Source organism: Weissella sagaensis, from assembly GCF_010306265.1.
In the GTDB taxonomy this organism is placed as follows: domain Bacteria; phylum Bacillota; class Bacilli; order Lactobacillales; family Lactobacillaceae; genus Weissella; species Weissella sagaensis.
The window spans coordinates 224241-248433 of sequence record NZ_BLKA01000003.1; the positions used below are offsets into that span (position 1 = coordinate 224241).

The following is a 24193-nucleotide window of genomic DNA, read 5'->3' on the forward strand; positions in this document are numbered from 1 at the left end:
GATTTTTTTAAACTTGTTCAGGTTGTAAACTATTTAGCTTAACTAACCATTTTTTTGTTGTTACATCATCTGTTTTAATCTTGAATGGGATTGTTGAATAAACAACAGCAACATTTTGCCAAACTATTTCATCAGCTGCGACAAATGATTTCACTAATTGTGAAATATCTGTTGTTTTAATCGTTGCTAGCTGACTTTCAGTATTAAAACGCGTTAGATACCAATTAATAGCCAATTGTTGACTGATTAAAAGCTTTATATCAAACACTTGTTGCATTAATTTTATTGGCGTTGCGACTGGCACAGCAGGTACTTCTTTAATCAAAAAATGGCTTAATTTATCCCACTGTTTCACAATAACCGCATAAAATTGCCAAGGTACTTGGTTAGCAATATGCGTGAAGGTCTGTTGGGTAATTATTTTCATATCCCAAACATCTGAATCTGCTGATGTTGCTTGCAATAGCCATGTTGATAAAAAACGTTGCATTGTTTCATCAACCAGATCTGACGTACCACGCTGCGTTAAAACATAACGCCCTTGTATAAACTCACTAACATCTTGTCTAGTAATTTTATTTGCAACTGGCTTTGTCTGACGTTGACGTATTGAACGCCTTTTTTTGTTAGACTGAACGCCAGCATAATGACCTTGTTTAACCACAACCCACTCCTCTAATTATTTCTTTGCACGACCTAATAGCCAAGAAACAATGATTACAATGATAACGGCACCAATAATTGATGGGATAATTGCCATATCAGCAACGTGAGGTCCCCAAGAACCAAGGACCTTTTCACCTAACCATGATCCAATTAGTCCAGCTACAATATTTGCGATCCAACCCATTGAGCCACCATTCTTAGTAACAGCACCCGCAATAGCACCAATAACAGCACCGATAATTAATACCCAAATCAAATGAAACATAATAAATCTCCTTCTCTATATAAACCGATGATAATCATACACAATGTTATCACATACAACACTACGATAAGTATACACAATTTTCTTATATATATAAAATATTATGACTTTTACCTTAGTAAGAATACATTTATTGACGTGTCAATTTACTTTTAAATATTTAATGTTACTGTTACAATATCCTTAAAAGGGGATTATTATGTACTTAACATTTACAGACGCTGCTAAAGAGCGTATTTCAAAACTTATCACACCAAACACAACTATCGCTTTAGATTTAGATGATGGTGTCGGTCCATTTTCTGATTCTGCAACATGCACATTTGATGTGGCTTTTAATCTTGTACTTTGCCAAACTGATGATTTATCAGCTGATTTTAATGAAACAATTGACAGTGACTTTGGTCCGGTCTACATCAAAGACTACACAACTAGCCAATTAGAACCCAATTTAAAATTAGATGTTGATCGTTACCTACGCTATAGTTTATCTAGCGATGCTGGTATTTTAGATCCTAGCGTGACTTTACGTAATTTACAAACAACAGCATAGTTATATTTGCTATCATAAATCAAAAACAGGCAGTTACCGATATATCGATAACTGCCTGTTTTTTATATTAGAAAATGCTTATTTTTATTTAAATCGTTATTTTTAACACTTAGATTAAGTTTGCGATTGCCAAGTAAGCAGGCACTAAAATAATAAATAGCAAAGTTGAAATTGTAATAACGTTACTTGCAAACTTTGTATCACCTTTAGCTTGACCAACAAGTAATGCCATTGCTGTCAAAGCTGGCATACCCGACATTAGGAAAATAACTTTTACACCTAAACCAGATAATGCAAATGGTGTTTGTTGAATAAACTTCAACATCATAAACATAACTGCTGGACCAATAACAAAACGCGCAATTAAAGCAATAATGGTATCACGTTCAATCTTTAGTGAACTCAAACCGGCATCTGCAATAATGATACCCAAGTATAGCAAAGCAAGTGGTGTTACTAATCCACCCACCATGTTCAAACTTGAACCTGCAACTTCTGGCAATGGTAAACCAATCAATAACCAAATAATACCAATCACAAAACCAAGCACTGGTGCTGGCACAAGCTTCTTCCAATTAAATGATGATTTTTCATTTTTCTCAGTCGTATCATTTTGAATAAAGAAAATACCAATTGCCCATGTTGAAATTGTATTAACTAAGTAATAAACCAAATAAAATGGCATTGCCTTAGTACCAAAAATAGCTAATGCTAATGGCAAACCAATAAAGATAACATTATCATTGGTAAAAGTATTCGTGATAATACCACGACGACCCACACGAATATTAAATACTTTATTAGCAATGAAGCTTAAAACATAAAGAATAAAGAATGCTGCTGCGACAAACAACACGCTCATACCAAATGATCCAAGTAATTTACGCGTCAAATTTTCTTGAATACCCACAAAAACAGAAATTGGCAAGGCAACATTAACAATTAAAAATTCCAAATCTTTTTTAAAAGTATCGTGGAAATGGTCCTTTTTACGTAAATAAATACCAATTAACACAACAAAAATAATTTTAACGATGCTGCTTAATGAGGTTACTATTGCATCCATGATTTAGTCCTCTCCATAAACTGGGTGCCATTGGTATTTTTCTACCAACGTCTTAGCATCCCCTTGTTGTTGTGCAACACCATCATCAATAGCGGCTTGTGCAACAGCTGTCGCCACTGCCGTTGAAATTTCAGATAGCTTCTCAAATGATGGCAAAATAGCACTACCAACCTTGCTAGTATCAACCAATTCACCCAAAGCTGTAGCTGAAGCTGACAGCATATTTTCAGTCAATAAGTTTGCCTTACTTGCAATCACACCTAGCCCAATACCAGGATAAACAACGGCATTGTTAGCTTGTCCAATGTGGTACGCAACACCATCATAATTAACCGGTTCAAATGGCATACCAGTTGCTACCAACGCACGACCTTCAGACCAATTAATGACATCTTCTGGAATTGCTTCGTGTAACTTAGTTGGGTTTGATAATGGCAAGATAATTGGACGCTCTGCATGAGCAGCCATCTCACGAACAATTTCTTCAGTAAAGTGACCTGCTTGACCAGATGTTCCAACTAAAATCGTTGGGTGTACAGCCTTAACAGTTGCTTCTAAAGTTGTTAAATCAGTGTCATTATCAAATTCATCACGTGAACGAGCAAATGGACGTTGTTCTGGCGTTAAATTCTCATCATCATCAAATAGCAAACCTTGACGATCAACTAAGTAAAAGTGCTTACGAGCCTCTTCTGCTGTCAAACCAGCATTAATAAATTCTTGCAACACACGATTAGCGATACCAACACCAGCTGAACCAGCACCATATGTAATATAAGTTTGATCAGTTAATTTCTCACCAGTAATCTTTAATGCGCTCAATACTGCCGCTGTTACAACAATTCCAGTACCTTGGATGTCATCGTTAAACGTAGCCAAACGGTCTTGGTAACGTGTTAACAATTTTGTTGCTGTTGAACGACCGAAATCTTCAAAGTGCAAGTAAAAGTTTGGGAAAATTTGATCAGCTTCATCAACCAATTGATCGATAAAGTTAAAGTATTCATCACCACGAACACGTTCATGACGATTACCAAGGTAACCATCATTTTCCAAAAGTGACTCACGATTTGTGCCAGCATCTAAAACAACTGGCAAAACGCGGCGTGGGTCAATACCAGCAGCTGCTGTGTAAACCATCAACTTACCAACAACAATGTCAGCTCCTTGTACACCCCAGTCACCAATACCTAAAATACCTTCACCATCTGTGATAACGATCATATCAATATCACGACCATTAGCAGCATTCTTCAAACTATCAGCGATATTTTCTGGATGGTGAATATCCAAAAAAGAAACTTCTTGTGGATTCACAAATAGCTCTGAATAGTGTTCGATTGTTTCACCAACAGTTGGTGAATAGACAATTGGCATCATTTCAGTCAAATGTGCACCTAATACTGCATAAAATAAAGTACGGTTTTCATTAAAAATTTGGCTCAAAAATAGGCGTTTTTCAATATCACTAACTTTAGTATTATATTGTTCGTAAGCTTGTGCAACTTGCTCACCTAATGATTGAATTTTAGTTGGCAACAAACCAACTAAGCCCAGTTCTTCACGTTCTGCCATTGTAAAGGCAGTTCCTTTATTGCTAAAAGGATCTTGCAAAATTTGCATTCCATTTTTCATCTCAAATTACCTCCTATTAAGTACAATAGCGTATAATAAACTTTTAAAACTGGTATAGTCAAAAGCGACCGTTTACATAAAAAATATTTATATTAGGTGAATAGCATGCATTTAAAAGATTTGGCTTATTTTGAGAGTTTAGCTGTCCATAAAAACTACACATTAGTTGCTGAACAATTTCATGTGACTCAACCGACTATTACTTATGCCATAAAGCGATTAGAGCAAGAAGTTGGCGCAACATTATTCACACGAAATCAAGCGCATAAAGAAGTTAATTTAACTGAAGCAGGTGCCATTTTATTACAAAGTGCTCGCCATATACAGGTTGAATGGTCAACTGCCACCAAAGAAATTCAACGCTTAAATCGTCATAAAATTCATTTAGGATTGCCTCCCATTATTGAGACATATTTATTTTCAAAGGTCGCAAAAAAGCTACTGAAAGCTAATGTTTTGCAGTTAATTGAGACTGAAGAAGTCGGTAGTTCCAAATTATTAACACTCTTACGTCAAGGTAATATCGATATTGCACTGATAGGTGCTACCGAAAATTTTGATTTAACTGACTTAGAAGTTGTTGAATTAGCTAGCTTTCCATTTATTATCGTTGCCAAGGCCAATGACCCACGAAACTTCGCCTCTTTCGCCGATTTTGCCAATGATGCCTTCATCTCTTTGGACGAGCAATTCGTTCATCCAAAAGCTTTTAAAACACTTTCTAATCAATCAGGTGTTCAACCTCATATTATTTATCAAAGCAATAACGTTACAGCTATGAAAAACTTAGTTCGCGAAGGTATTGGTTTAGCATTTCTAACAGAATTAGCGATGCAAAAAGACGAAATCGGTTTAAAAAAAATTGGTCTAATTGATCAACCCCAACCTAATTTCCATGTCTATATGGCATTTAGAAAACAGCACTACATGACACAAGATCAAATTAAAGTTAGCGAAATTATTAAAAGTGCCTTTCAATAAATATCGCCACAAAAAAGCCACTGCGTATAAAACGCAGTGGCTTTTGAAAACTGTCTATAACATTTTTATTTTCTTAGTTGTTGTTCTAATTGTTGAATTTTACTAATTAACGCATCTTCAATAATACGATAATGGGCTAACTCTTGATCAGCTACCACTCGCTGTTGCTTAACTGGGATCATGGTCTGCACCTGAACCTGTTTTTGACGAAGTACCTCGTTTTCATGACGCAATTTTTCAATTTCTTGCGCCATTAATTGCATGGTTTCCTGTAATTCAGTTGCTTGTGCTTCATAAATTTCAGCACCTGTTTGCCATTTTTCTGCTTCTTTTCGAGCTTGCTCTAACGCTACCGTTAATTGTTTGATTTGTTCTTCCATCGTTAATTTCATTCTATCCCACCTCCGTTTAGATACAAAAAAAGCCATTCACAATGGAATGGCTATCAGACTCCGAATGTCGGGCTCGAACCGACGACAGCACGATTAACAGTCGTGTGCTCTACCAACTGAGCTAATTCGGAATGATATGCATCGCGACGTCCTATCCTCGCAGGAGGCGATCCTCCAACTACTTTTGGCGTTACTGAGCTTAACTTCTGTGTTCGGTATGGGAACAGGTGTGACCTCAGTGCCATCATCACGACACGTTATATCTATATAAGTATATCACCTACGGTTAACTATATTATCTCTAAATTAAGTCCCTGTCAATACCTTTTAATATAATATGTCACAACTATGCGATTCATTGCGCTATTAATAAATAACACGACAAATAAATTACCCTATTAAAAAAAGCTTGCAAACCTAACAAAACTGTCAGACCCACAAACTTTTAACATGTATTTTTATTCACCTTCCACATTTGCCCGCAGTATATCATGTAAATGTTCATATAAAATACCCACACGTAAACCACTAGTAGAAAATGTAATTTTTTCAGAATCTAAAGTATTCATTAATAATACAATCGGTATTAACCCACCAACGATAATGTCAGCACGATCTCGACTAATTCCAGGCACTTCCTTACGGCCTTCACAATCTAACCCAATAATATCCTCAAAGGTCTTATTCGCCTGTGTCCCTTTAATTTTGTAACCGTGAATATCTTCCATATTAAATAATTGATCACGACGTCGATTAATTTTAGCCAGTGTACGATTGCTACCACCTAATCCAATAATTGGTAAATTCATCCCATTTTTTAACCACCAAATATTTTGATAAATATCGTTCATACTAATAACTGCCTTAAATAACTCGGAAGCTTCAATATGGTTACTTAAATCAAATTCAGAAGAAATTGTCACTGAACCAATCGGTATACTAATTAAATTAGCAAGCTTCCCATTTTGAACAAGTACAATTTCAATACTTGCACCACCAGTGTCAATCAATATTGCATTCGTTACTGGCAACGTCTCAGTAACCCCAATATAGTCATAATAGGCTTCTTGGGTCCCTGAAATAACTTCTAAATCAATGCCAAATGCCATTTTCACCTTTTTTAAAAAGGATTTTTGATTCGATGCTTGTCGCACGGCAGCAGTTGCCACTGCTTTAATGACAACATTCTCTAATTTCTCATAAACCTCTTTAAATGACTCTAACGCTGCAAAAGTCCGCTTAATCGCTTCAGGTTGTAGGATTTTATCAGGCCCCATATTTTCAGAAAGTCGCACAAATTCTTTCATCTGTGTCACGGTTTCATAAGTACCATCATCATTAATCTTGGTAACCGTCATTCTGACCGAATTTGACCCTAAATCAATCACAACAAAATTTTCCATAATGTTTTTCTCTACTTTCTTTACTTAGTCACTAAATGGTTCATGTTGATTTTCCGGACTCATCATTAGTTGAAACTGATTTGGATTATTTTGCTGCATTTTTTCTTTATTTGCAATGGTTAATTGCGTTGCTTGTGTTGCAAAAAAATCTTGAGCATCTAATGACGCACGACCTCGACGATCTACACGTTGATATATACCATCTGCACCTAAGACTCTAGTTTTTACGTTATCATCCCACATGATTTGATAAATATCTAATACGCGCTTTAATAGCGTCGGCTTTTCAATGGGAAACATTTGTTCAACTCGACGATTTAAATTTCTTGTCATTAAATCGGCTGAGGCTAGATAAACTTGTTGTTCACCATCAAAATCAAAAATATATATACGACTATGCTCTAAAAAGCGGCCAACAATTGAATGCACTGTGATATTATCACTAATCCCTTCAATACCAGGCTTTAAACAACAAATACCACGAATAATCAAATCAATTGTTACCCCTGCATGTGATGCTTCATACATTTTAGCAATCATCTCTTGATCAGATAAAGAATTCATCTTCATCCGTACTCGAACAGGCCGATTCTCTTTTGCATAATTAATTGCTTGATCTAGTCGGTTAATCATAAACTCACGAATACCGTTGGGCGAAATGTGTAATTTATGGAAATAAGGTGGTTTAGAATATCCTGATAGCATATTAAAGATATTTGTTACATCAATTCCAATATTATTATTTGCCGTTAACAAGCCGATATCAGTATAAAAATGAGCAGTACTATCGTTGTAATTCCCTGTTCCTAAATGAATATAGCGACGAATACCACTCTCTTCGCGCCGCACCACTAACGATAATTTCGAATGTGTCTTAAGTCCAACTAGCCCATAAATAACATGACACCCCATTTGTTCAAGTTCACGTGCCCAATGAACATTATTCTCTTCATCAAATCGTGCCTTCACTTCAACTAACACAGTAACTTGTTTACCATTTTGGGCAGCTCTCCCCAAGTATTTAATAATTGGCGAGTGTCCTGATACCCGATATAATGTCATTTTAATTGCCAAAACACCCTCATCAATAGAGGCTTGCCGAATAAATTCTACAACTGAATCAAACTTATCATACGGGTGATGCATTAATTGGTCATGTTGCTTAATTGTATCAAAAATATTATAGTTCGCTGTTAATGCCTCATTCTGGTAGGGTTGGAATGGTTCATATTTTAATTCGTCATGCCCCGTTACGCGACTAGCTAATTGTCCCAAGAAATTTAAATCAATTGGACCATTAACTTCATAAACCGAATCTTCTTCTGTTTTGAGTTCACGAACTAAACGTTTACGTAATTTTTTACTAATAGTTGAGGTAACTTCTAAGCGAATAACTTTACCATGAGCACGTAATTTCAATTGCTGTTGAACTTCTTTTAATAAATCTGACGTATCTTCTTCTGCAACATCTAGATCCATATCACGAATAACTCTAAAAACTGCAACCTCTTGAATTTCATAATTAATAAACAATTGCGACACAAATCGTTCAATAATGTCTTCTAGCAATATAAAGTCATTTTCGCCACCGGGTAGTTTAATAACACGTGAGAAAATTTTAGGGACCTGCAATGTGGCATATAATGACTTATCTGAGCCTTTTTTAGTCAATCGTAGGGAAAAGTTAATCGTATCATTACTAATAAACGGAAACGGCCGTGAACTATCATCAGCCATTGGTGTTAGCACCGGGTATAATTCATCATGAAAGTAGTCTTTAATAAATTGAAATTGCTCATGTGTTAAATTTGGCACACGTAATAAATTAATGCCCACTTGTTTAATTGCTGGTAATAAAATGCGGTTAAGTGTGACATACTGCTTAGTCAATTGTTCATGCGCTTTATCGTTTACCGCCTTTAATTGCTGTGTTGGCGTTAAACCAGATGCATCGTGTCCATTCCACTCAACAGCAATCAATTTAGCTAACGATGCCACCCGTACCATAACAAATTCATCCATATTACTTTGTGTAATACCCAAAAATTTTAACCGTTCCAATAAGGGATTATTCTTTTGTCGTGCCTCTTCAAGCACGCGATCATTAAAATCTAACCAACTTAATTCACGATTAGTATAAAGACTCGAATCTGTATAATCTATTTTTGTCATGGCTTAACCCCCTTTTGCTTAAGTATTGGTTTTAGTCCGTATGTCTCTTGAAAAAACTGACTTTTTGAATTAAAAATCCAATTTTCATAAGCTAAACTATCATTACTATAGGCGGAAATAATAACATGATGATTTTTAATTGACACTGAAATCTTTTTAATTTTTTGTTGCCGATCATCATCTAATGCATCTGCTAATCGTAAAATAGCTGCTAATTTTGAAATTAAACGCCGATTTTCAGTTGAAATTTGATTAAAATGACTTAAATCCGCGCTAGGCGTTGTCACACTATGATATTTAGCAATAGCAGCCACAATTTCTTTTTCTTCCTGTGATAGCCCAATAATATCAGAATGGCGAATAATATACTCAGAATGAATATAATGCGAATGTACACTAATATAATTGCCAACATCATGCAAAATCGATGCCACTTCTAATAAGACAGCTTCCCGTTTTCCCAACCTGTGTAATGGTTTTAATTGATTAAATAAATGCAGTGCAAATTTTGTCACAATATCCCGATGGATTGGCTCAACATTATAATGATTAGCAAGATTCATTGACATTTTAATCGTCTGGTTACTGAAATCATGTTTAGAAAAGCCTAATGCTACTTCTTCATTATTAACAACCCCATCAATAACGCTAGAATCTGAGAAGCGTAATGTCTTTGCATTAGTTAGTTGTACAATTCGGTCGATTAATAATAATTCGGGTAATACTAATGGTATAACAGATTCATTAATCATGAGTTGTTCCATTAAATATTGATCTGACGCATCAACAAGCGTGTCTAATAAATCACGAAAAGTATCAATGTCTAATGAACCGTCATTACTATTCTTTGTATATTCTGCAACTATTTTTTTTAGTGACGACGTGCCTAATAACATAACTTGGGTTTCTTGATTATCTGGTAATAACGTTATTTGTCCATCACGATCAAAATCCTTTAGCTTACTATCAATATAATCACTCAAAACACCAATAGAATTCGGTGCTGAACGTCTTAAACTATCTAGATCTTCCGCAATTTTAACTGGTCCTAACGAAAAATTAGTCGATGTTATAAAGTTACCATTATCAAAACGTGTAATTGACGTATTACCAGATGTAATACCTATAAGGTATACAATACCAGTCGCACTTGATTGCTTTTTTGCAAATTCTAATGCAATATTTTGATTACGATAATAAGCCTCATCACTTATTGATAACCAATTAATCTCAAGACCTGTATGTAGATAAAATTGATCTGCAATAAAGTCAGCATTGATTGCCTGTGATAGTCCTTGACTACCCCATAATTGATAATTTTCGATATCATAATCTCGTAATATTTGAATAAAGCCTGTTAATGCTTCAACTATTTTATTTACTGACGTAAATTGTACTGGACGATTACGATAAACATCATCACCCAAATTAATTTCTTTATCTACTTTTTCTAGAGATTTATGCGTTTTTAAGTTAACAATCACTAATTCCACCCCTGTAATGTTAACCGTCATCACCCCAAAGTATTTTTGAGTCATATAAAAATCTCCCCAATTTATCATTATTCTTTCATTTTCATAGTTAGTATACCTTAATTTTCCTACTTAAATCTATCAAAACTTATTTACTACTATTATTAATTATGAAATCAAAATGAATAATAGAGATGTGTTCTTGTTATCATTTTTATGATAAACCGCTTTTTAACCCGTTTGAAAGTACATTAAAAAAGCGCCATCTGACCGTTATTTGTCAGGTGACGCTTTATATGATTTATTATTATTTTTAACATATATTAATAATATATGTGCTACAAAACAAAAAAATACTCTTACAACCTTTGATATCAAGAGGTTGTAAGAGTCATCGCATGCCGACTGGGGGCAAAATATAATAAATTGTAAAAAATAGTACACTATATTTTTCTTTTTTTAACAGTTTTCTACTATATAAATAGATAATAATTACTATTAATTGTTTTTATCAGTGCTACAAAAAATGCTACAAATTTAAAGATTCATTCACAACACAAAAAAGCCCACCAAGTTATGCAATTTAGCATAGCTCAGTGGGCTTGATTTTATTTAACTTCAGTTAATAACTGTTACACTTTGCCACGTTTCATAACTAGTGCTGAATTTCATGATACTAGTTGCACTAGCTTTAATTTTATCTAATTCAGATTAGAAGATTAAAACCATAAAAGCTAAAAAAGCAGGTAATCCTTGTATGATGAGTATTTTTTTAGCAGCTGTTAGACTACCATAAATCGCTACTAGAACCACAAACAACATTTCTAATTCCAACATTGTTGTTTGCTGCGACCCTTTCAAAAATACGAGTGTACCAATAATTAATGCACCAAAAAGGCCATTATATATTCCTTGATTGGCTAATAAAGTTTTAACTTCAGGCATTTTAACAAAAGATTCATCTAATTCAAATGCATTTGCTTGTTGTTTAGGCGATCCAAACATTTCTAAAATCATAATACCTATTGCCTCAATGCTCACAATAGCTATCAAAATAGTTTCAATCATAAATTTTTTCTCCTGTGACAGAAATTACATGCATCATTTTATCTTAACAATAACTTTTCCACGAGCATGATGTGTTTCACTACGCTTTTGGGCAGATTGTATTCCCTCAGTTGTAAGCGGATATGTGCTATCAATCACAATTTTCAAATTATTATTTCTAATTTGTTTGCCTAAGAAACTAAGGTCTTCACCATTTGGCTGTAACCAGCCAGTCATTATATGCTTATCTGACATCTCTTTTTGTTCTTCAGTCAACGCACCGGAAATCGTTACAAAACTTCCACCAGTTTTAAGAATACTAATACCACCCTCTATATCATTAACCGTGTCTAAAACAGCATCATAATCAGATAGTACTTCAGTGATTGTATTTTCATGATAGTCTATTACTAAATCCGCACCTAACGACTTCACAAATTCAGTGTTATTTTCACTAGCAGTAGTAGCAACAAAAGCGCCAAATATTTTTGCTAATTGGATTGCAAAGATACCTACGCCACCTGCACCACCCTGGATAAGTATTTTTTGACCAGCTTCTAAATTGAGTTGTCTTAACATTTGTAAAGCTGTTAAGCCTGCCAGAGGAACTGCAGCTGATTCTTCGAAACTAATATTTTCAGGCTTCAACGCTAGTTTATCCTCTTTTACAGCCGTATATTCTGCATAAGATCCGTTCGTACCAATAGGATCTATATCTGGCCGAGCAAATACCTCATCTCCAATTTTAAAGCCTTGTACTTTATCTCCCAAAGCAACAATTTTTCCAGCTAAGTCCCAACCTAATACTACTGGAAATTGCCATTTAAACATTGATTGAAGTAAACCTTGACGAGCTTTATAATCAATCGGATTTATACTACTAGCAAAATTTTTTACTAACACCTCATCTTCTTTTAGGATAGGCTTATCTATATCAGTAACCTCAAGTTGAGTTACATCACCATATTCTTTAATAATAGCTGCTTTCATTATTATTCTCCTAAGCTAAATACTGGGCAATCATAGGCAACAAGATACCAGAATGTGTCGGAAAGGCAAAAATTTGATTTTGAATATCTTCAGAAGTGTATTGATGATTTATTACCTGAACAAGATCATTAATGATCTCTGGCGCGAAATCGCCAATTATCGAAGCACCTACTAATCTTTTGTCTTTATTGAGAATAATTTTTATCTTGGCATTTTCATCATTCAAAGTCTGAAAACGCATAAGTTTACCATATGGTATTTCGTATATCTTTAATTGTTGGTCATTTTTTGCCATACCAACTGTGACACCAACTTGAGCTAATCGCGGCAGGGTAAACGCAACCGATGGCACAACAGGATATTTTATAGGATTAGAATCTCCTAATAAAATTCTAGCAATGTAGTTTGATTCAAACGTTGCAGTTGGTGTAAGGCGCGGTATTAATTTATCTATAACGTCGCCACTAGCATAAATATTTACATTAGACGTTTGTAGATAGTCGTTAACAACGACACCATGATTGTTATATTCAACGTTAGCAGCATCTAATCCAAGATTTTCAATATTAGGTATACGTCCAGTTGTATCCATCACGTATTCAGTCGTGTACTTTTTTCCTTGAGCTGTTTCAAGAATGTACTGATTATTTTCTGTCGAAATTACTTGAGAAACACGTTGATTAAAGTCAAATTTAATACCCCTATTAATCATATCTCTCACAACTTCTTGCGAATATTCACTATCAAAACCAGAAAGTGCATGATCACTATATTCAACTATAGTCACCTCACTACCGGCAGCACGAGCAATTGATGCAAATTCCATTGCAATATACCCTGCACCGATAAACACAATTGAATGTGGCATTTCTGATAATTCCAAAAAATCAGTACTATCATGTAATAATTCATTACCAGGAATAGGTAATTTTGCAGGTTTTTGTCCTGTAGCAATAACAAATTTATCTGCTTGGTATGTTATATCATTTACCATCAATGTTTTTACATCCGTAAATTTGGCATGTCCTGAAATAATATCAATACCATCTACTGAAAGCATATGTGCAAGGCCTTCGGACAACGGATCAATTACCTTATGTTTGTATGCCATTAATTCTGGCCAAATAATATTTGGTGTTTCATCAATTCCTATTCCATGATAGTGATGCAAATGATGGATTAATTCTGCTGGACCATCTAGCAAGATTTTAGCGTTACATCCAAAGTTGGTACAAGTACCAGCAACTTTATTTTCTTCTACCAAGGCAACTCTTTTACCAGCTCTTGATAAGGTTTGTGCTCCGTGCCATGCTGCATGACCACTCCCAATAAATATTACATCATAGTTATCCATTTAATTGATCCTCCCGTTTACGAGCTAAAATCATTTTCTGTAATGTCTCGTTTAAAACTTTATTTTCAGAAATAATTGTAGATACTGGTTTGGTACTAGTTGCAATCAATTCATCTCGTATAATTGCAATATTCAATAATATTTGTTCAAAAACTAAACGCTTTGATTCTGATATTTTTAAATATTTTACACGTCGATCCACTTCACTAGGTACCTTGATAAGCCATTTTTTACTAACCAATCTATCAATTACTGGTGTAAGTGTATTACTTGATAGATCTAATGCTTTACCGACATCCATTAACTTAGCAGATTTATTTTTATAGACGATAAGCAATGACATATACTGCAAGTAAGACAAGTCATAATCTCCTAGAACCTCTCCATATAAATGATGAAAATAACGATTTGTAGTATATACAGACAAACATAATTCATCATACAGTGTATCTTTATTAGACATATATGATCTCCTTTCTGATAGTTATATCGTACACGACATAATCGTCAATATCAACTTTGTAACAAACCGTTCTTATAATTATTTAAAATGCTTATCTGATTTCTTCTAAAAATACTGATATTTAATATCTTCTTATAAAAAAAAGCCCACTAAGTCATTCTTTCAGAATAACCTAGTGGGCTTGATTTTATTTAACTTCAGTTAGTGTTTCTGCATCCTCCCACACGTTGCCATAACGTGTTCCAAATGCAATTCCGTTCTTATCAACACCAAGTACTTCAATCCGATCAGAATGTAGTCGGAAGTAATCGCCAACTGCCAATTTTTGACTAGCAGTTTTCTTACCATTCTTGTCGACCTTATCGACTGATGCAACGCCTAGTCCATTAGTGATCCAATTGATATCCTTACCGCCAGCAAGTTCATAGTTAACAACCTGCCACATACCATTGACATATTTCATGGCATCTACTCGATATGCAGGACGACCCTTGAAATGCTCACCAACATGTAAGACCTGATCGGGCTGGTTCACAGTTGGCTTAGCACCTGGTTTTGTAGTCGCTTGCGCCTGAACAGTTTTTTCTGACCAATCAAGAAGCAATGTTGAACCGTCCAGTCCTAATGACTTCCAATTGTTAGTGTATTGCCAAGCAATCACCCCGTCTACTGATGGGAAGTAGTTAAAATCTGGATATGACGTTCCAGGATAACCAGCTATCCAAGTTACATTAGGAAATGCTTTATTAACGGCAGCATGGTTAACATGTTCATTAATGAAGTACTTACCAGTGTAGAACCATGGAATAAAGCCAGCATTCTTAACGTCTTGCATAAAAGCAATAATTGCATTGGCATTGGCATTCTTATTGGTACCGGTTGTGGCAGCATCTTCATAATCTAATGCTAAGATTGAGCCCTTAGCTAGTCGTGCCTTTGCTTGTGTAAGGAAATACTTAGCTTCAGCATGAGCGTTAGCTACATTGCCACCGAACATAGCATAATGATAACCGGCAGTTTTTAGTCCTGCTTGATCAGCGTGATTAACTTGGCTAGTTGCTTTAGGGTTAATGTAGCCTGTCCCCTGTGTAATTTTGACAATTGCTGCACCAGAGCCCTTAGCTTTCAATCCTTGGAAGTAAGACAATGTATCGGGTTGATAATTTGCCACATCATTAAATTCAAATTTAGTCATTAGTCTTACCTCCATGTAATGTTGAAACTGCCAATTCAATTACTGCATCCAATTGCTTACTATCAAATTTTAATCCTAGCTTATTAGTATTCAGTTTGTTAGTTAAGAAATTCAAAGCAGATTGTTTCTTTTCTGCTGATCCTTGTAAATGTGTTTCTGCATATTGCACCGCCTGCATTGCCCACTCGTTCAATAGTAACAAATTTTTATTTTTCGTATGGGCAACAAAAAAACGGCTTGCTGCGTGTGCAACTGCCGTTAATACTCCCGTGCTCCAAAGAGCTAACACCCATTCACTAATATGATTAATGTTCATTTTCTAACTTATCCTCCAATTCTTTAATGCGTTGCGTCAATTTTTCAATAGATGCATGTGCTTTTTGCAATTCTGCTGTTAGTTCAGCATTTTGTTCAATCAGCTTATTGTTTGATTTCATCAATTCGTTATACATCGTAATAAAATCTTTATCAGCTGAGACAGTTTTAGCGACATTCATTTTCCAAATACCCAACACTCCAGCAACTGAGGCGGAAAGAAAGCCCAATAAAGCTGTCCAAGTAGCTTGACTCATTAACCTACCTCCGTACTTTAAACAATGTATTGTCAGTCAACAAATCAATCAGTATTCTGACTAATAGAAACATCAAACCAAGCGGAACCAATGTAATGTGAAGTGTGTTCAGATCACTCAACAAAAATGCACTCATCATCATACCCACGACGCCTGCTGCAGCTAATCGTGTTATTTCCCGAATATAGTACCAAGTGATGTCCCAAATTGATTGCACAATCATTGCTACACCAATTGCTATAACTATTAAACGAAAGCTAGGTTGCGCCACCAATTGAAATGATGCTGGAATATGGACATTCAATACAGAAAAACCGATACTAAACATAAACGCAACGGTTATCAGCTCAGCACCGGTTATTATCCAGAATCTATTTTTTATAATATGTTTAATCATCAAATTAAATGTTCCTTTCATGTTACTTGATCCAATACGTCGAAGCCCTTGGCTCGGTCCATAAATTGTTAAATGCATCAGTCTTATTAGTTAATGTATGACCGGCGTAAATGCCGACTTCACCATTTGTATCGAACACGAAATCAACATGTACTCCAGTGTTGTTTGTCACTTTATCTACACCAGAAGATGATGCAGATGAAGCATAAGTTATAATACCTGGATTAGTAATATTGCTAGGAATGTTACCAATTTTAAGGTATGTAGCTCGACCTTTTGCAGTTAAATTGTCAAACGCACCATGTATCGATACCTGTACGCCAACAGCTGTTTCATAGAATTCAACAATGACGGATTGATATTTAATACTAGCAGATGTAGCATTACTACGACTTGATACATTGCCTTGCAAGACGACATTATTTTTAAATGTTGTGCTTCCAGAAAATGTATTGTTACCGCCAATAGTCTCGTTACTAGATTTGTGGACGATATCTGAATCATTTGAGGCTTTGACGTTGATATCTCCCGTTCCATTAAAGTTAACACCATTTATTTTACGTGCTGTAGTCAATTTATTTGCAGACCCGGCATTTCCTGACACGCTACCACTAATAGTTGAACTAAATGTTTTAGTGCCTGTTATATTCTCATTACCCGAGTTATGAACTACAGCTGAATCTTGCGCAACAAGGCCACTATTGCTAGGTAATACATTTACCCAACTTTTCCCATTATAGTTTTGTAAATATCCACCCTGTGTCATACGCCACATTGCCGTGTAACTATTAGCATTTTGAAAGTTAGGTAAAAAATAAATAGATTGATCAGATGCAACAATCATATCTTCACTTCCAGGATTTGAAGCTGGTATTGCTGTAGAATCTACAGTACCATCTTTAATCTTATTAATGACACTAAATGGAGATTCTCCACCACCAATAACTGTTAGACCACCAGCACTTAGAGCAATACCTCCACCATAACTATCTTGAGAATAATATGAACCCAACCTTTTTCTAAATGGTGTTTCGTCGCTTGAATCATCAAATTCTAAAATAGGAACCTCATCTTTAGAAGTTACCGTTTTGTAAAAATAGTCTGCCTGAGAAACCCCTTTAACAGTAAGCCGATTATTAAACGTCTTATAACCTGCAACTGTTTCATTTCCTGATTGATGTACTAAATTGCTATCATTTGCTGCGTTAACATTGATGTCTTTTGTTCCATCAAATGCAGTTCCATTTATTTTACGAGCGGTTTGTAACTTGGTTGCAGTTGCTGCATTTCCTGTGGTGTTTTGATTTCCAGCAGTATTAACTCCCGGTAGATTAATGTTACTGCCACCATCGAAACTAACACCACCAATTGTCCTAGCAGTATGCAGTTTATCAGCCGTGCTTGCGTTTCCAGTCGTATCTTGATTACCTTGAGTGTTTACTCCTGGTAAATTGATATTTGCAGTTCCATCAAATTTTACGCCACCGATAGTTCGTGCAGTCAGCAATTTATTTGCGGACCCTGCATTACCTAAAATATCACCGTTAATTGTTGAACCAAACGATTTTGTACCTGATATATTCTCATTACCTGAATTATGAACTACAGAATCATCTTGCGCTAATAAATTAGATACATTGGGAATAACATTAATCCATTTTTGAGATGTTCCATCATAACGATCCCAATATCCACCGGTATTTAATCGCCAGATATTGGTGTAATTTGGTGCGTTTTGCTGACCTTGTAAGAAATAAATTGCTTGGTCAGAAGCAAGAATAAGACTTTTGTCTCCCATTGTTGCAATAGGCAGGGCAGTTCCGTCATTTCCTCCTGAAACTATTAAATCAAAGATACTATTAATTGACTCACCACCACCAATTCCAGTCAATCCGTAACCAGAAATAGAAACACCATTACCGTGCGTATATCCTGAATAGTACTTACCAACAGGATGAGGGCTACCATCGTTAAGGTTATCGTCCATAACTTCCATAATTGGACTAGATGTAGCCCCTGCTCGAACATGTTTGTAAAACCAATCGGCTTGCATGATATGGTTAACATTTACATCGTTGCTAAATGTTTTATTTCCGGTAATAGACTCGTTTCCAGTTTTATGAACTGCAGAATTAGCAATATTTTTATCAGCACTAGTTCTATTAGCGACCTCTGTTTGTAAATCTGCTTGCGTATCACTAACTGCTTTTGTTAATGTCGCATCTGCAGATGAACGTGTTGTTTTTTCAGTATTAAGGGCAACAGTGGCTGAACTATCCGCTTGCGAACGTGCGGTAGCTTCAGCTTGAATAGCATTTGCATTTATAGTGTCCCCACTTTTACGGTCAGAAACTTCTGTTGTTAGAGAATTGTTAATAGTCTTATCTGCATTAGTACGATTAGTGGTTTCAGTTTGTAAATCAGCCTGAATTGCCACTGGCTTACTATTAACAGTTGGCACTTTAGTGAAATTAAATTGTGCATTTAATGTTTGATCAATGTCTTCAATAACAACCTTCCAAGATGTAAATGTATCAGATTTAATGTAATTACGTATATATGTTTTATCCGTCTTTATATCGTTAAATACTTGAATATTACCGTTGGAAATAAGCGTGTACTGTTCTGATGTTCCACCTGGCTTATTGCTGGTAGTCTTCGTCTCTAAAGTCGATAAATAGTTACCATTTGTTGTCAGCGTATTCAAATCAATGTTTGCAGTAATTTGGTGAATATTAATATAGTCAACCGTATTGGCATTGCCAGATATCGAACCAGTAATTTTTTGCTTAAATGTCTTAATACCATCAATGATTTCATTGTTAGTTAAGTGAACAACCTTTTTATCTACTGATAATGGTGCCACTTGGTCTTTAATATAAGCAACCAAAGCATTGTAATCAGCAACCGTCAACATTCCAGCAGTTTGTGTGTTGATCGTGATAACAGATGTATCAGAAATTGCAAAAGAAACATCTAAGGCAATTGTTTGAACCTGATTTCCACGGAATGCTGGCACATTAGTAGCTTCATTGGTGTTAATATAACCTAACACGAAATTAGTCTTATTAAACGTCCCTACAAGAGCGATTCCTTGTAGATTGTAATCAGATGTTAAATCAGCATTATCAATCTGCAACCGAGTTTCAACCGTGTTGCTTTGTGCTGATACAGTTCCAACTGACTTAATTTGCTTAGGACCTAGTGATGAAAGTTGCGTGAATACCAAAGTATCCGTTAACTTTGTCTCAAAAGTATAAACCTGTGTTATAGCAATACTGCCTTTTGCAGCAAGTACTTCAGTTAAGGTATCTTTACCTTCAGTGGTGAATTTAAAATTCGTAAATTTATTTGCCATCTATTACTCCTCTCCTTTGACCTCGTATGTGACAGTAGCAGATGTTAAGCCACGAACAGATAACACAGCATTAGAATTATCAACAAAACTCACTTCATCTACTCGGACACCAGCAGCAACACCATTTTTAATTCGTTCCAAAATATAATTTTGTTCAAAATCAGAGCGGGCCCATTCTAGTGAAATGTTACTAATTCTAATTGCTAATGGCTCACCGCCATTCAGCGTGCCGTTTTCATATTGTCGCAATGATTCAATTCGAATTTTATTTGGCTGAATGTCTAATGAACGTGCAATCATATTGATTAAGCCATTGACTGTTGAATTACCCATATTGGTGGCTTGCTTAGACCTAATCATGATGCGGTAAAAATCATCATCCGCCGACCCACGTTGCTGATTGAATTGATCGCCAATTCTATCTAGCGCCTTACCATTTGCTTTATTACTGTCTCGAAACGCTTCAATTGTTTGATACAAACCAATTAATTTTTGAAATGTCGCATTTAGCCATTCCGCAAAAGTAATCGTATCTTCCGCAAATCTATTAATGGGACTAGGCAATTTAGACAGAAACAATTCTTTAAAATCATGCATTTTCAGTCACCACCAAACTGTCTGCTGTCGTCACTGGAATTGCAAATTGCTGTAATTGAACATCAGCCATTGACAAGCTATCCTTACTTGAACCAATTTTTACTTCAATAACATCAATACCAGGCACTTTGTCATAAACGTATTTATACAAATATGAAAATCTAACAATGCCACCCATTGGTACTTTGGTCAGATAATCATTAACTGCATTTTTAATTTGCTGAATACCGTCTGTTTCAAAATCTAGATTAGTTTGCGCATTAATCGACACATATATTGCGGTTTGTTGTGCATAATCAAAAGCAATGACGTTATCGCTAAAGCCAGCATTATCCGTCATTGCTTTTTGTTTAGATCCAACTGTTTGAATACCTGCCGATACAGAATTAAATAAAGCATCAGCAATCTTCTCTTCATCTCCACCGTCAACATAAACGTGAATTGTCTTTGGCGGATTACCAAATTCATCTTCTGATAAAGTGTTGTTTTGAACCACCTGAACTGTTTTGACACCGGTTACTGCCATAACGGCTGAAATAATACCGTTTGCTGGACTTGATGGCCGTGTGTCATTCGCAATTCTAATTCGATTGGCCAACTCTAAATCTGTCTCAGAATCTGCACCAGATTCGACAGGTTCTACATTGGTAACAGAAATAATATCTGAGGTTGGCTCAACTTGGTGAATAATCGTATTAGCTGGGACGTTATAGACCGAACCAACATCAACGGCATAAGCAGTGCCATTACCTCTTCCGTCAACTGAAAATATCAAATCGTCAGCTGTTTGAAACTCAATGCCTTCTGCTGTTTTGAATAATGTATTAGCCGGCAAAAGATAACCTGGAGTTCCAGTGAATGTTAATTCAGTTATGGCTTGTGCTGCTGGATTACGATAAATCCCATAGTTAGCTGCTAACTTATCCAAGGAAACACCTGTTGCTGTGCTTAGAAATTGGGCATTATAAACTTTTTCTGCAAGTTGATAGAGTATATTCATAAAATAAGCAATCAATCTAATAAAGACACCAGCAACTGAATGTGAACTTGTATCAGAATCACTACCAAATAGTTCTAACCATTTTGCCGTTAAATCGCTTATCAGCTCTTCATATGTGGGCCGAGTAAAACCATTATCATCCAACATTTAGCGCTACCTCCGTTTTTTTCGCTTCCCCATCAACAGTTAACGTTAGTTTGGCCAAAGCTGTGCGTTTATAGAAATCAGGCACTACCTCAACGTTTAGTACTCCGATACGATTATCTTGTTCTAATGCATCGTGAATAGCCTGCGTTGCATATCTCGCATTAAAATTTTTCTCTAACAAATCAGTTCGATCCAACCCTAATTCTGGATCACCAATAAACTCGCCTAATTTTGTCTCTAGAATTATTCGTATCGATTGCAATACTTCATCTGATCTATCAATAATCGTTTTAAAATCTAGACCACCATTTTTGTCTAAATAAATATCTCGCATTAATAAACCTCCACAATAAATGAATCATTCAAATCATGCAGTCGCTTTGCAGACAATTTAAATGTGTTACTAGAACCGTCAAAATTAGCGATTGATCTGTCCATGAAAAGCACCACTACCACATCCCCAATTTCTATAAAATCTCGCTTTGTTTTACCTACATGAACACCAATTAATTGGGCACGCTTTTTACCTTCAGACGTAAGTGCCAATGGTTGAACTTCTGCCTTCTTTTTATCATCATATAAACGAGTTACCTTACCTAATTGCGCAACGTTTAGCGTTGCTTTAATAGTGTCTGGTAAAACTTTTAAGAAAAAAGCGACATCATTGTCACGCATTTTTGGCCTTTGTCCAGTATCTGCCATTTACTTCACCCCTAACTCTAATGATGTAGTGGGACTTTCACCATCAAATGTATGTTCACCACTCAGTACTGCTGCCCAAACATCTACAAATTCACTCTTTAAATGAATATGTTCACCAGTTGTGATGCGATAATTCAAGATTGAATCCGCTGAATAACTGTATCGACCTAGCCCATCGTTGTCATCATCTTCCACCCAATCATCATCACGTCTTTCCATTGTTGGAGATGAGATAAGGCCAGTATTATTCGCCAGGCAAAAATTACCCGTCACTTTATCGTCGTATAGCCAACGCATAGTTAATTGACCACGTCGATAAAATAATGCTGCTCGTGCTTGTTCAGCTACGTCACTAAGTGCATCAAAAGGTGAACCATCAACGGTATATCCTTCCTTGAATACATAATTTCTACCCAAAGAAACAAAATTCAGGTTGATACCTGTTGTTTGCACGATTTTATTGATGATTGTCTTAGCAGTGGTTCCTTCACCAAACGTTAACGAAACATGCTTTAGTTTGCGATATTCTTTGCCTTCCACTACTCGCAAAGTGTAATTTAAATCACCACCTTCACGACTTGGTACGGTTGGCCTGAATATTTCGCCGTCAAAAATAACACCCACATCACCATGATAACCAGCTTTAATAACAATTCGATCCCCCTGAGCAATGCGATTAAAACTAATTTTGCTCATGTTCCAAATGGTTACTTCCCCAACGCTTCGATCACTTGTATTATCAAACGGTAAACTAAATTCAATATCCATTGATTGGCTTGAATTGTTGTTATGCACATATTTTAACGTGCCACCATTTGTGTATATTTCAACATACACTTCAAACAAATATTGCATTGTCACAGCCATTACATCACCTCATCATCTTCAAAAGTCATCAGGTACAAAAATACCGTCCGTCCAAAATTATCAGACGTGACGGTATTTTCTTTGTGTGAAATGTCAAACGGTACAATATCAACTTGTGGTATCTCTGGCTTGGTAAAATCTCGCCATAAGCGCTGACCATATACTAAGCGTTCACCAGTAATGATTGGTTCATACGCATTGTTGAATAGATCAACAGTATAAAACTGACCTTCATCATTAAAGTCAAAACGTAAATAAACATTATCACCAGCTAATTCGATTTCAAATTCTTCAGGTAGATTATCAACATCTACGTCAATATATGAACGTTCTTCCATTATTTAACCCTCGCTCTAACACCAATCGGAATACGTCTATCAGGCCAGTGGTTCCAGTTTCTAAGCGTTTGAATTGGTGTGCCATATTTCACCCACCACCCCCAATAAGTGTTACCAGGTCGAACAGTGACATATACAGCACCACTTGGCTTAGCTTGCTTTTTCCCTGAATTTTTAGCCTTTTTCCAATAAACATTGACGGTGTAAATCGCAATCAAGGAGATGTTGAATTTAACAGCATTCTTATAGCCACCTTCATCGTAGGTCTTTTCCAAATGACTAATTAACATATTATTATGACGAATCGCACCTCGAAATTGTAATAACGTACTTTGGTGGAACCAGGTTAATAACTGCATATATTTATCATCAACCTCTGATTGATTTTTACCGATAATTTTACCGCTAAATTCAAAAGTTTTACTTTCCATTTGCGCATGATCTGTTATTGGCGACCCATTTTCAACAGGATGCGTAGCAACCGTATTTTCTAATTGCTCATTTTCGGTTTCAACAGACAATACAACGGTTTTACCTTTTGCATCAGTTAATTTTGCCATA

Annotated in this window: 26 protein-coding genes, 1 tRNA gene and 1 rRNA gene; 2 read left to right on the forward strand and 26 right to left on the reverse strand. The window is 35.7% G+C overall.

Going from position 1 to position 24193, the window contains the following annotated elements; genetic code table 11:
* Positions 1-7: 7 nt before the first annotated feature.
* Entirely contained in the window at positions 8-664 is a 657-nt protein-coding gene (locus G7Y65_RS05075) for a hypothetical protein (RefSeq protein ID WP_042493102.1), read from the reverse strand.
* 15 nt (positions 665-679) lie between these two features.
* Positions 680-931, reverse strand: a complete 252-nt coding sequence (locus tag G7Y65_RS05080) for a GlsB/YeaQ/YmgE family stress response membrane protein (protein ID WP_042493103.1) — start codon at positions 929-931, stop codon at positions 680-682.
* A gap of 199 nt (positions 932-1130) precedes the next feature.
* Between G7Y65_RS05080 and G7Y65_RS05085 the strand changes: the two genes are divergently transcribed.
* The gene (locus G7Y65_RS05085) at positions 1131-1484 is read left to right on the forward strand and encodes an iron-sulfur cluster biosynthesis family protein (protein ID WP_042493105.1); all 354 of its coding nucleotides are present in this window, start codon (positions 1131-1133) and stop codon (positions 1482-1484) included.
* A 109-nt stretch (positions 1485-1593) separates the two neighbouring features.
* On the opposite strand, the gene G7Y65_RS05090 is transcribed toward G7Y65_RS05085, so the two are convergent.
* Positions 1594-2550 (reverse strand): AEC family transporter, encoded by a 957-nt coding sequence (locus tag G7Y65_RS05090; RefSeq protein WP_165314693.1) that lies wholly within the window; start codon positions 2548-2550, stop codon positions 1594-1596.
* Between the two features lie 3 nt (positions 2551-2553).
* On the reverse strand, positions 2554-4185 hold the full coding sequence (locus tag G7Y65_RS05095; protein WP_042493108.1) for a malolactic enzyme: 1632 nt from the start codon (positions 4183-4185) through the stop codon (positions 2554-2556).
* A gap of 105 nt (positions 4186-4290) precedes the next feature.
* On the opposite strand from G7Y65_RS05095, the gene G7Y65_RS05100 reads away from it, so the two are divergent.
* On the forward strand, positions 4291-5166 hold the full coding sequence (locus G7Y65_RS05100; protein ID WP_042493109.1) for a LysR family transcriptional regulator: 876 nt from the start codon (positions 4291-4293) through the stop codon (positions 5164-5166).
* 65 nt (positions 5167-5231) lie between these two features.
* On the opposite strand, the gene G7Y65_RS05105 is transcribed toward G7Y65_RS05100, so the two are convergent.
* From G7Y65_RS05105 to G7Y65_RS05210, 22 genes are all read right to left on the reverse strand, one after another.
* Positions 5232-5558, reverse strand: coding sequence for a hypothetical protein (locus G7Y65_RS05105; protein WP_052348413.1), 327 nt, complete (start codon positions 5556-5558; stop codon positions 5232-5234).
* 58 nt (positions 5559-5616) lie between these two features.
* Positions 5617-5689 (reverse strand) — tRNA-Asn (locus G7Y65_RS05110).
* Positions 5690-5696: 7 nt separating this feature from the next.
* A 5S ribosomal RNA gene (rrf, locus tag G7Y65_RS05115) occupies positions 5697-5813 on the reverse strand.
* Between the two features lie 203 nt (positions 5814-6016).
* Complete coding sequence (locus tag G7Y65_RS05120) at positions 6017-6961, reverse strand: Ppx/GppA family phosphatase (protein WP_150189949.1); 945 nt, start codon at positions 6959-6961, stop codon at positions 6017-6019.
* A gap of 24 nt (positions 6962-6985) precedes the next feature.
* A complete protein-coding gene (locus G7Y65_RS05125) occupies positions 6986-9133 on the reverse strand; it encodes an RNA degradosome polyphosphate kinase (protein ID WP_042493113.1) in 2148 nt (715 codons plus the stop codon).
* Positions 9130-10671, reverse strand: coding sequence for a Ppx/GppA phosphatase family protein (locus tag G7Y65_RS05130; RefSeq protein ID WP_137600514.1), 1542 nt, complete (start codon positions 10669-10671; stop codon positions 9130-9132). Before G7Y65_RS05130 ends, G7Y65_RS05125 begins: the two co-directional genes overlap by 4 nt.
* 645 nt (positions 10672-11316) lie before the next feature.
* The gene (locus G7Y65_RS05135) at positions 11317-11673 is read right to left on the reverse strand and encodes a DUF1304 domain-containing protein (RefSeq protein ID WP_147161677.1); all 357 of its coding nucleotides are present in this window, start codon (positions 11671-11673) and stop codon (positions 11317-11319) included.
* 33 nt (positions 11674-11706) lie between these two features.
* Positions 11707-12642 carry an NADP-dependent oxidoreductase gene (locus tag G7Y65_RS05140; RefSeq protein ID WP_147161676.1) on the reverse strand — a complete coding sequence of 312 codons (936 nt, stop codon included), beginning with the start codon at positions 12640-12642 and terminating at the stop codon, positions 11707-11709.
* A 10-nt stretch (positions 12643-12652) separates the two neighbouring features.
* Complete coding sequence (locus G7Y65_RS05145; protein WP_147161675.1) at positions 12653-13996, reverse strand: dihydrolipoyl dehydrogenase family protein; 1344 nt, start codon at positions 13994-13996, stop codon at positions 12653-12655.
* Positions 13989-14459, reverse strand: a complete 471-nt coding sequence (locus G7Y65_RS05150; RefSeq protein WP_042493123.1) for a transcriptional regulator, SarA/Rot family — start codon at positions 14457-14459, stop codon at positions 13989-13991. Before G7Y65_RS05150 ends, G7Y65_RS05145 begins: the two co-directional genes overlap by 8 nt.
* A gap of 187 nt (positions 14460-14646) precedes the next feature.
* A complete protein-coding gene (locus G7Y65_RS05155) occupies positions 14647-15654 on the reverse strand; it encodes a GH25 family lysozyme (protein ID WP_165314694.1) in 1008 nt (335 codons plus the stop codon).
* Complete coding sequence (locus tag G7Y65_RS05160) at positions 15647-15970, reverse strand: phage holin, LLH family (RefSeq protein WP_147161673.1); 324 nt, start codon at positions 15968-15970, stop codon at positions 15647-15649. The genes G7Y65_RS05155 and G7Y65_RS05160 overlap by 8 nt, the downstream gene beginning before the upstream one ends.
* Positions 15960-16226: a hypothetical protein gene (locus tag G7Y65_RS05165; RefSeq protein ID WP_141926467.1), complete on the reverse strand. Its 267-nt coding sequence runs from the start codon at positions 16224-16226 to the stop codon at positions 15960-15962. Before G7Y65_RS05165 ends, G7Y65_RS05160 begins: the two co-directional genes overlap by 11 nt.
* A gap of 4 nt (positions 16227-16230) precedes the next feature.
* Positions 16231-16644, reverse strand: a complete 414-nt coding sequence (locus G7Y65_RS05170; protein ID WP_147161672.1) for a hypothetical protein — start codon at positions 16642-16644, stop codon at positions 16231-16233.
* Between the two features lies 1 nt (position 16645).
* Positions 16646-19981, reverse strand: a complete 3336-nt coding sequence (locus G7Y65_RS05175; protein ID WP_165314695.1) for a pyocin knob domain-containing protein — start codon at positions 19979-19981, stop codon at positions 16646-16648.
* A gap of 3 nt (positions 19982-19984) precedes the next feature.
* Entirely contained in the window at positions 19985-20578 is a 594-nt protein-coding gene (locus G7Y65_RS05180; protein ID WP_165314696.1) for a hypothetical protein, read from the reverse strand.
* Positions 20571-21725 (reverse strand): baseplate J/gp47 family protein, encoded by a 1155-nt coding sequence (locus G7Y65_RS05185; RefSeq protein ID WP_165206704.1) that lies wholly within the window; start codon positions 21723-21725, stop codon positions 20571-20573. The genes G7Y65_RS05180 and G7Y65_RS05185 overlap by 8 nt, the downstream gene beginning before the upstream one ends.
* Positions 21715-22059: a GPW/gp25 family protein gene (locus G7Y65_RS05190; protein ID WP_147161671.1), complete on the reverse strand. Its 345-nt coding sequence runs from the start codon at positions 22057-22059 to the stop codon at positions 21715-21717. The genes G7Y65_RS05185 and G7Y65_RS05190 overlap by 11 nt, the downstream gene beginning before the upstream one ends.
* Entirely contained in the window at positions 22059-22427 is a 369-nt protein-coding gene (locus G7Y65_RS05195; RefSeq protein WP_042493131.1) for a hypothetical protein, read from the reverse strand. Before G7Y65_RS05195 ends, G7Y65_RS05190 begins: the two co-directional genes overlap by 1 nt.
* Positions 22428-23294, reverse strand: a complete 867-nt coding sequence (locus tag G7Y65_RS05200) for a phage protein (protein WP_165314697.1) — start codon at positions 23292-23294, stop codon at positions 22428-22430.
* A complete protein-coding gene (locus tag G7Y65_RS05205) occupies positions 23294-23632 on the reverse strand; it encodes a phage baseplate plug family protein (RefSeq protein ID WP_147161669.1) in 339 nt (112 codons plus the stop codon). Before G7Y65_RS05205 ends, G7Y65_RS05200 begins: the two co-directional genes overlap by 1 nt.
* Positions 23632-24192: a LysM peptidoglycan-binding domain-containing protein gene (locus G7Y65_RS05210; RefSeq protein ID WP_042493133.1), complete on the reverse strand. Its 561-nt coding sequence runs from the start codon at positions 24190-24192 to the stop codon at positions 23632-23634. The genes G7Y65_RS05205 and G7Y65_RS05210 overlap by 1 nt, the downstream gene beginning before the upstream one ends.
* Position 24193: the final 1 nt, after the last annotated feature.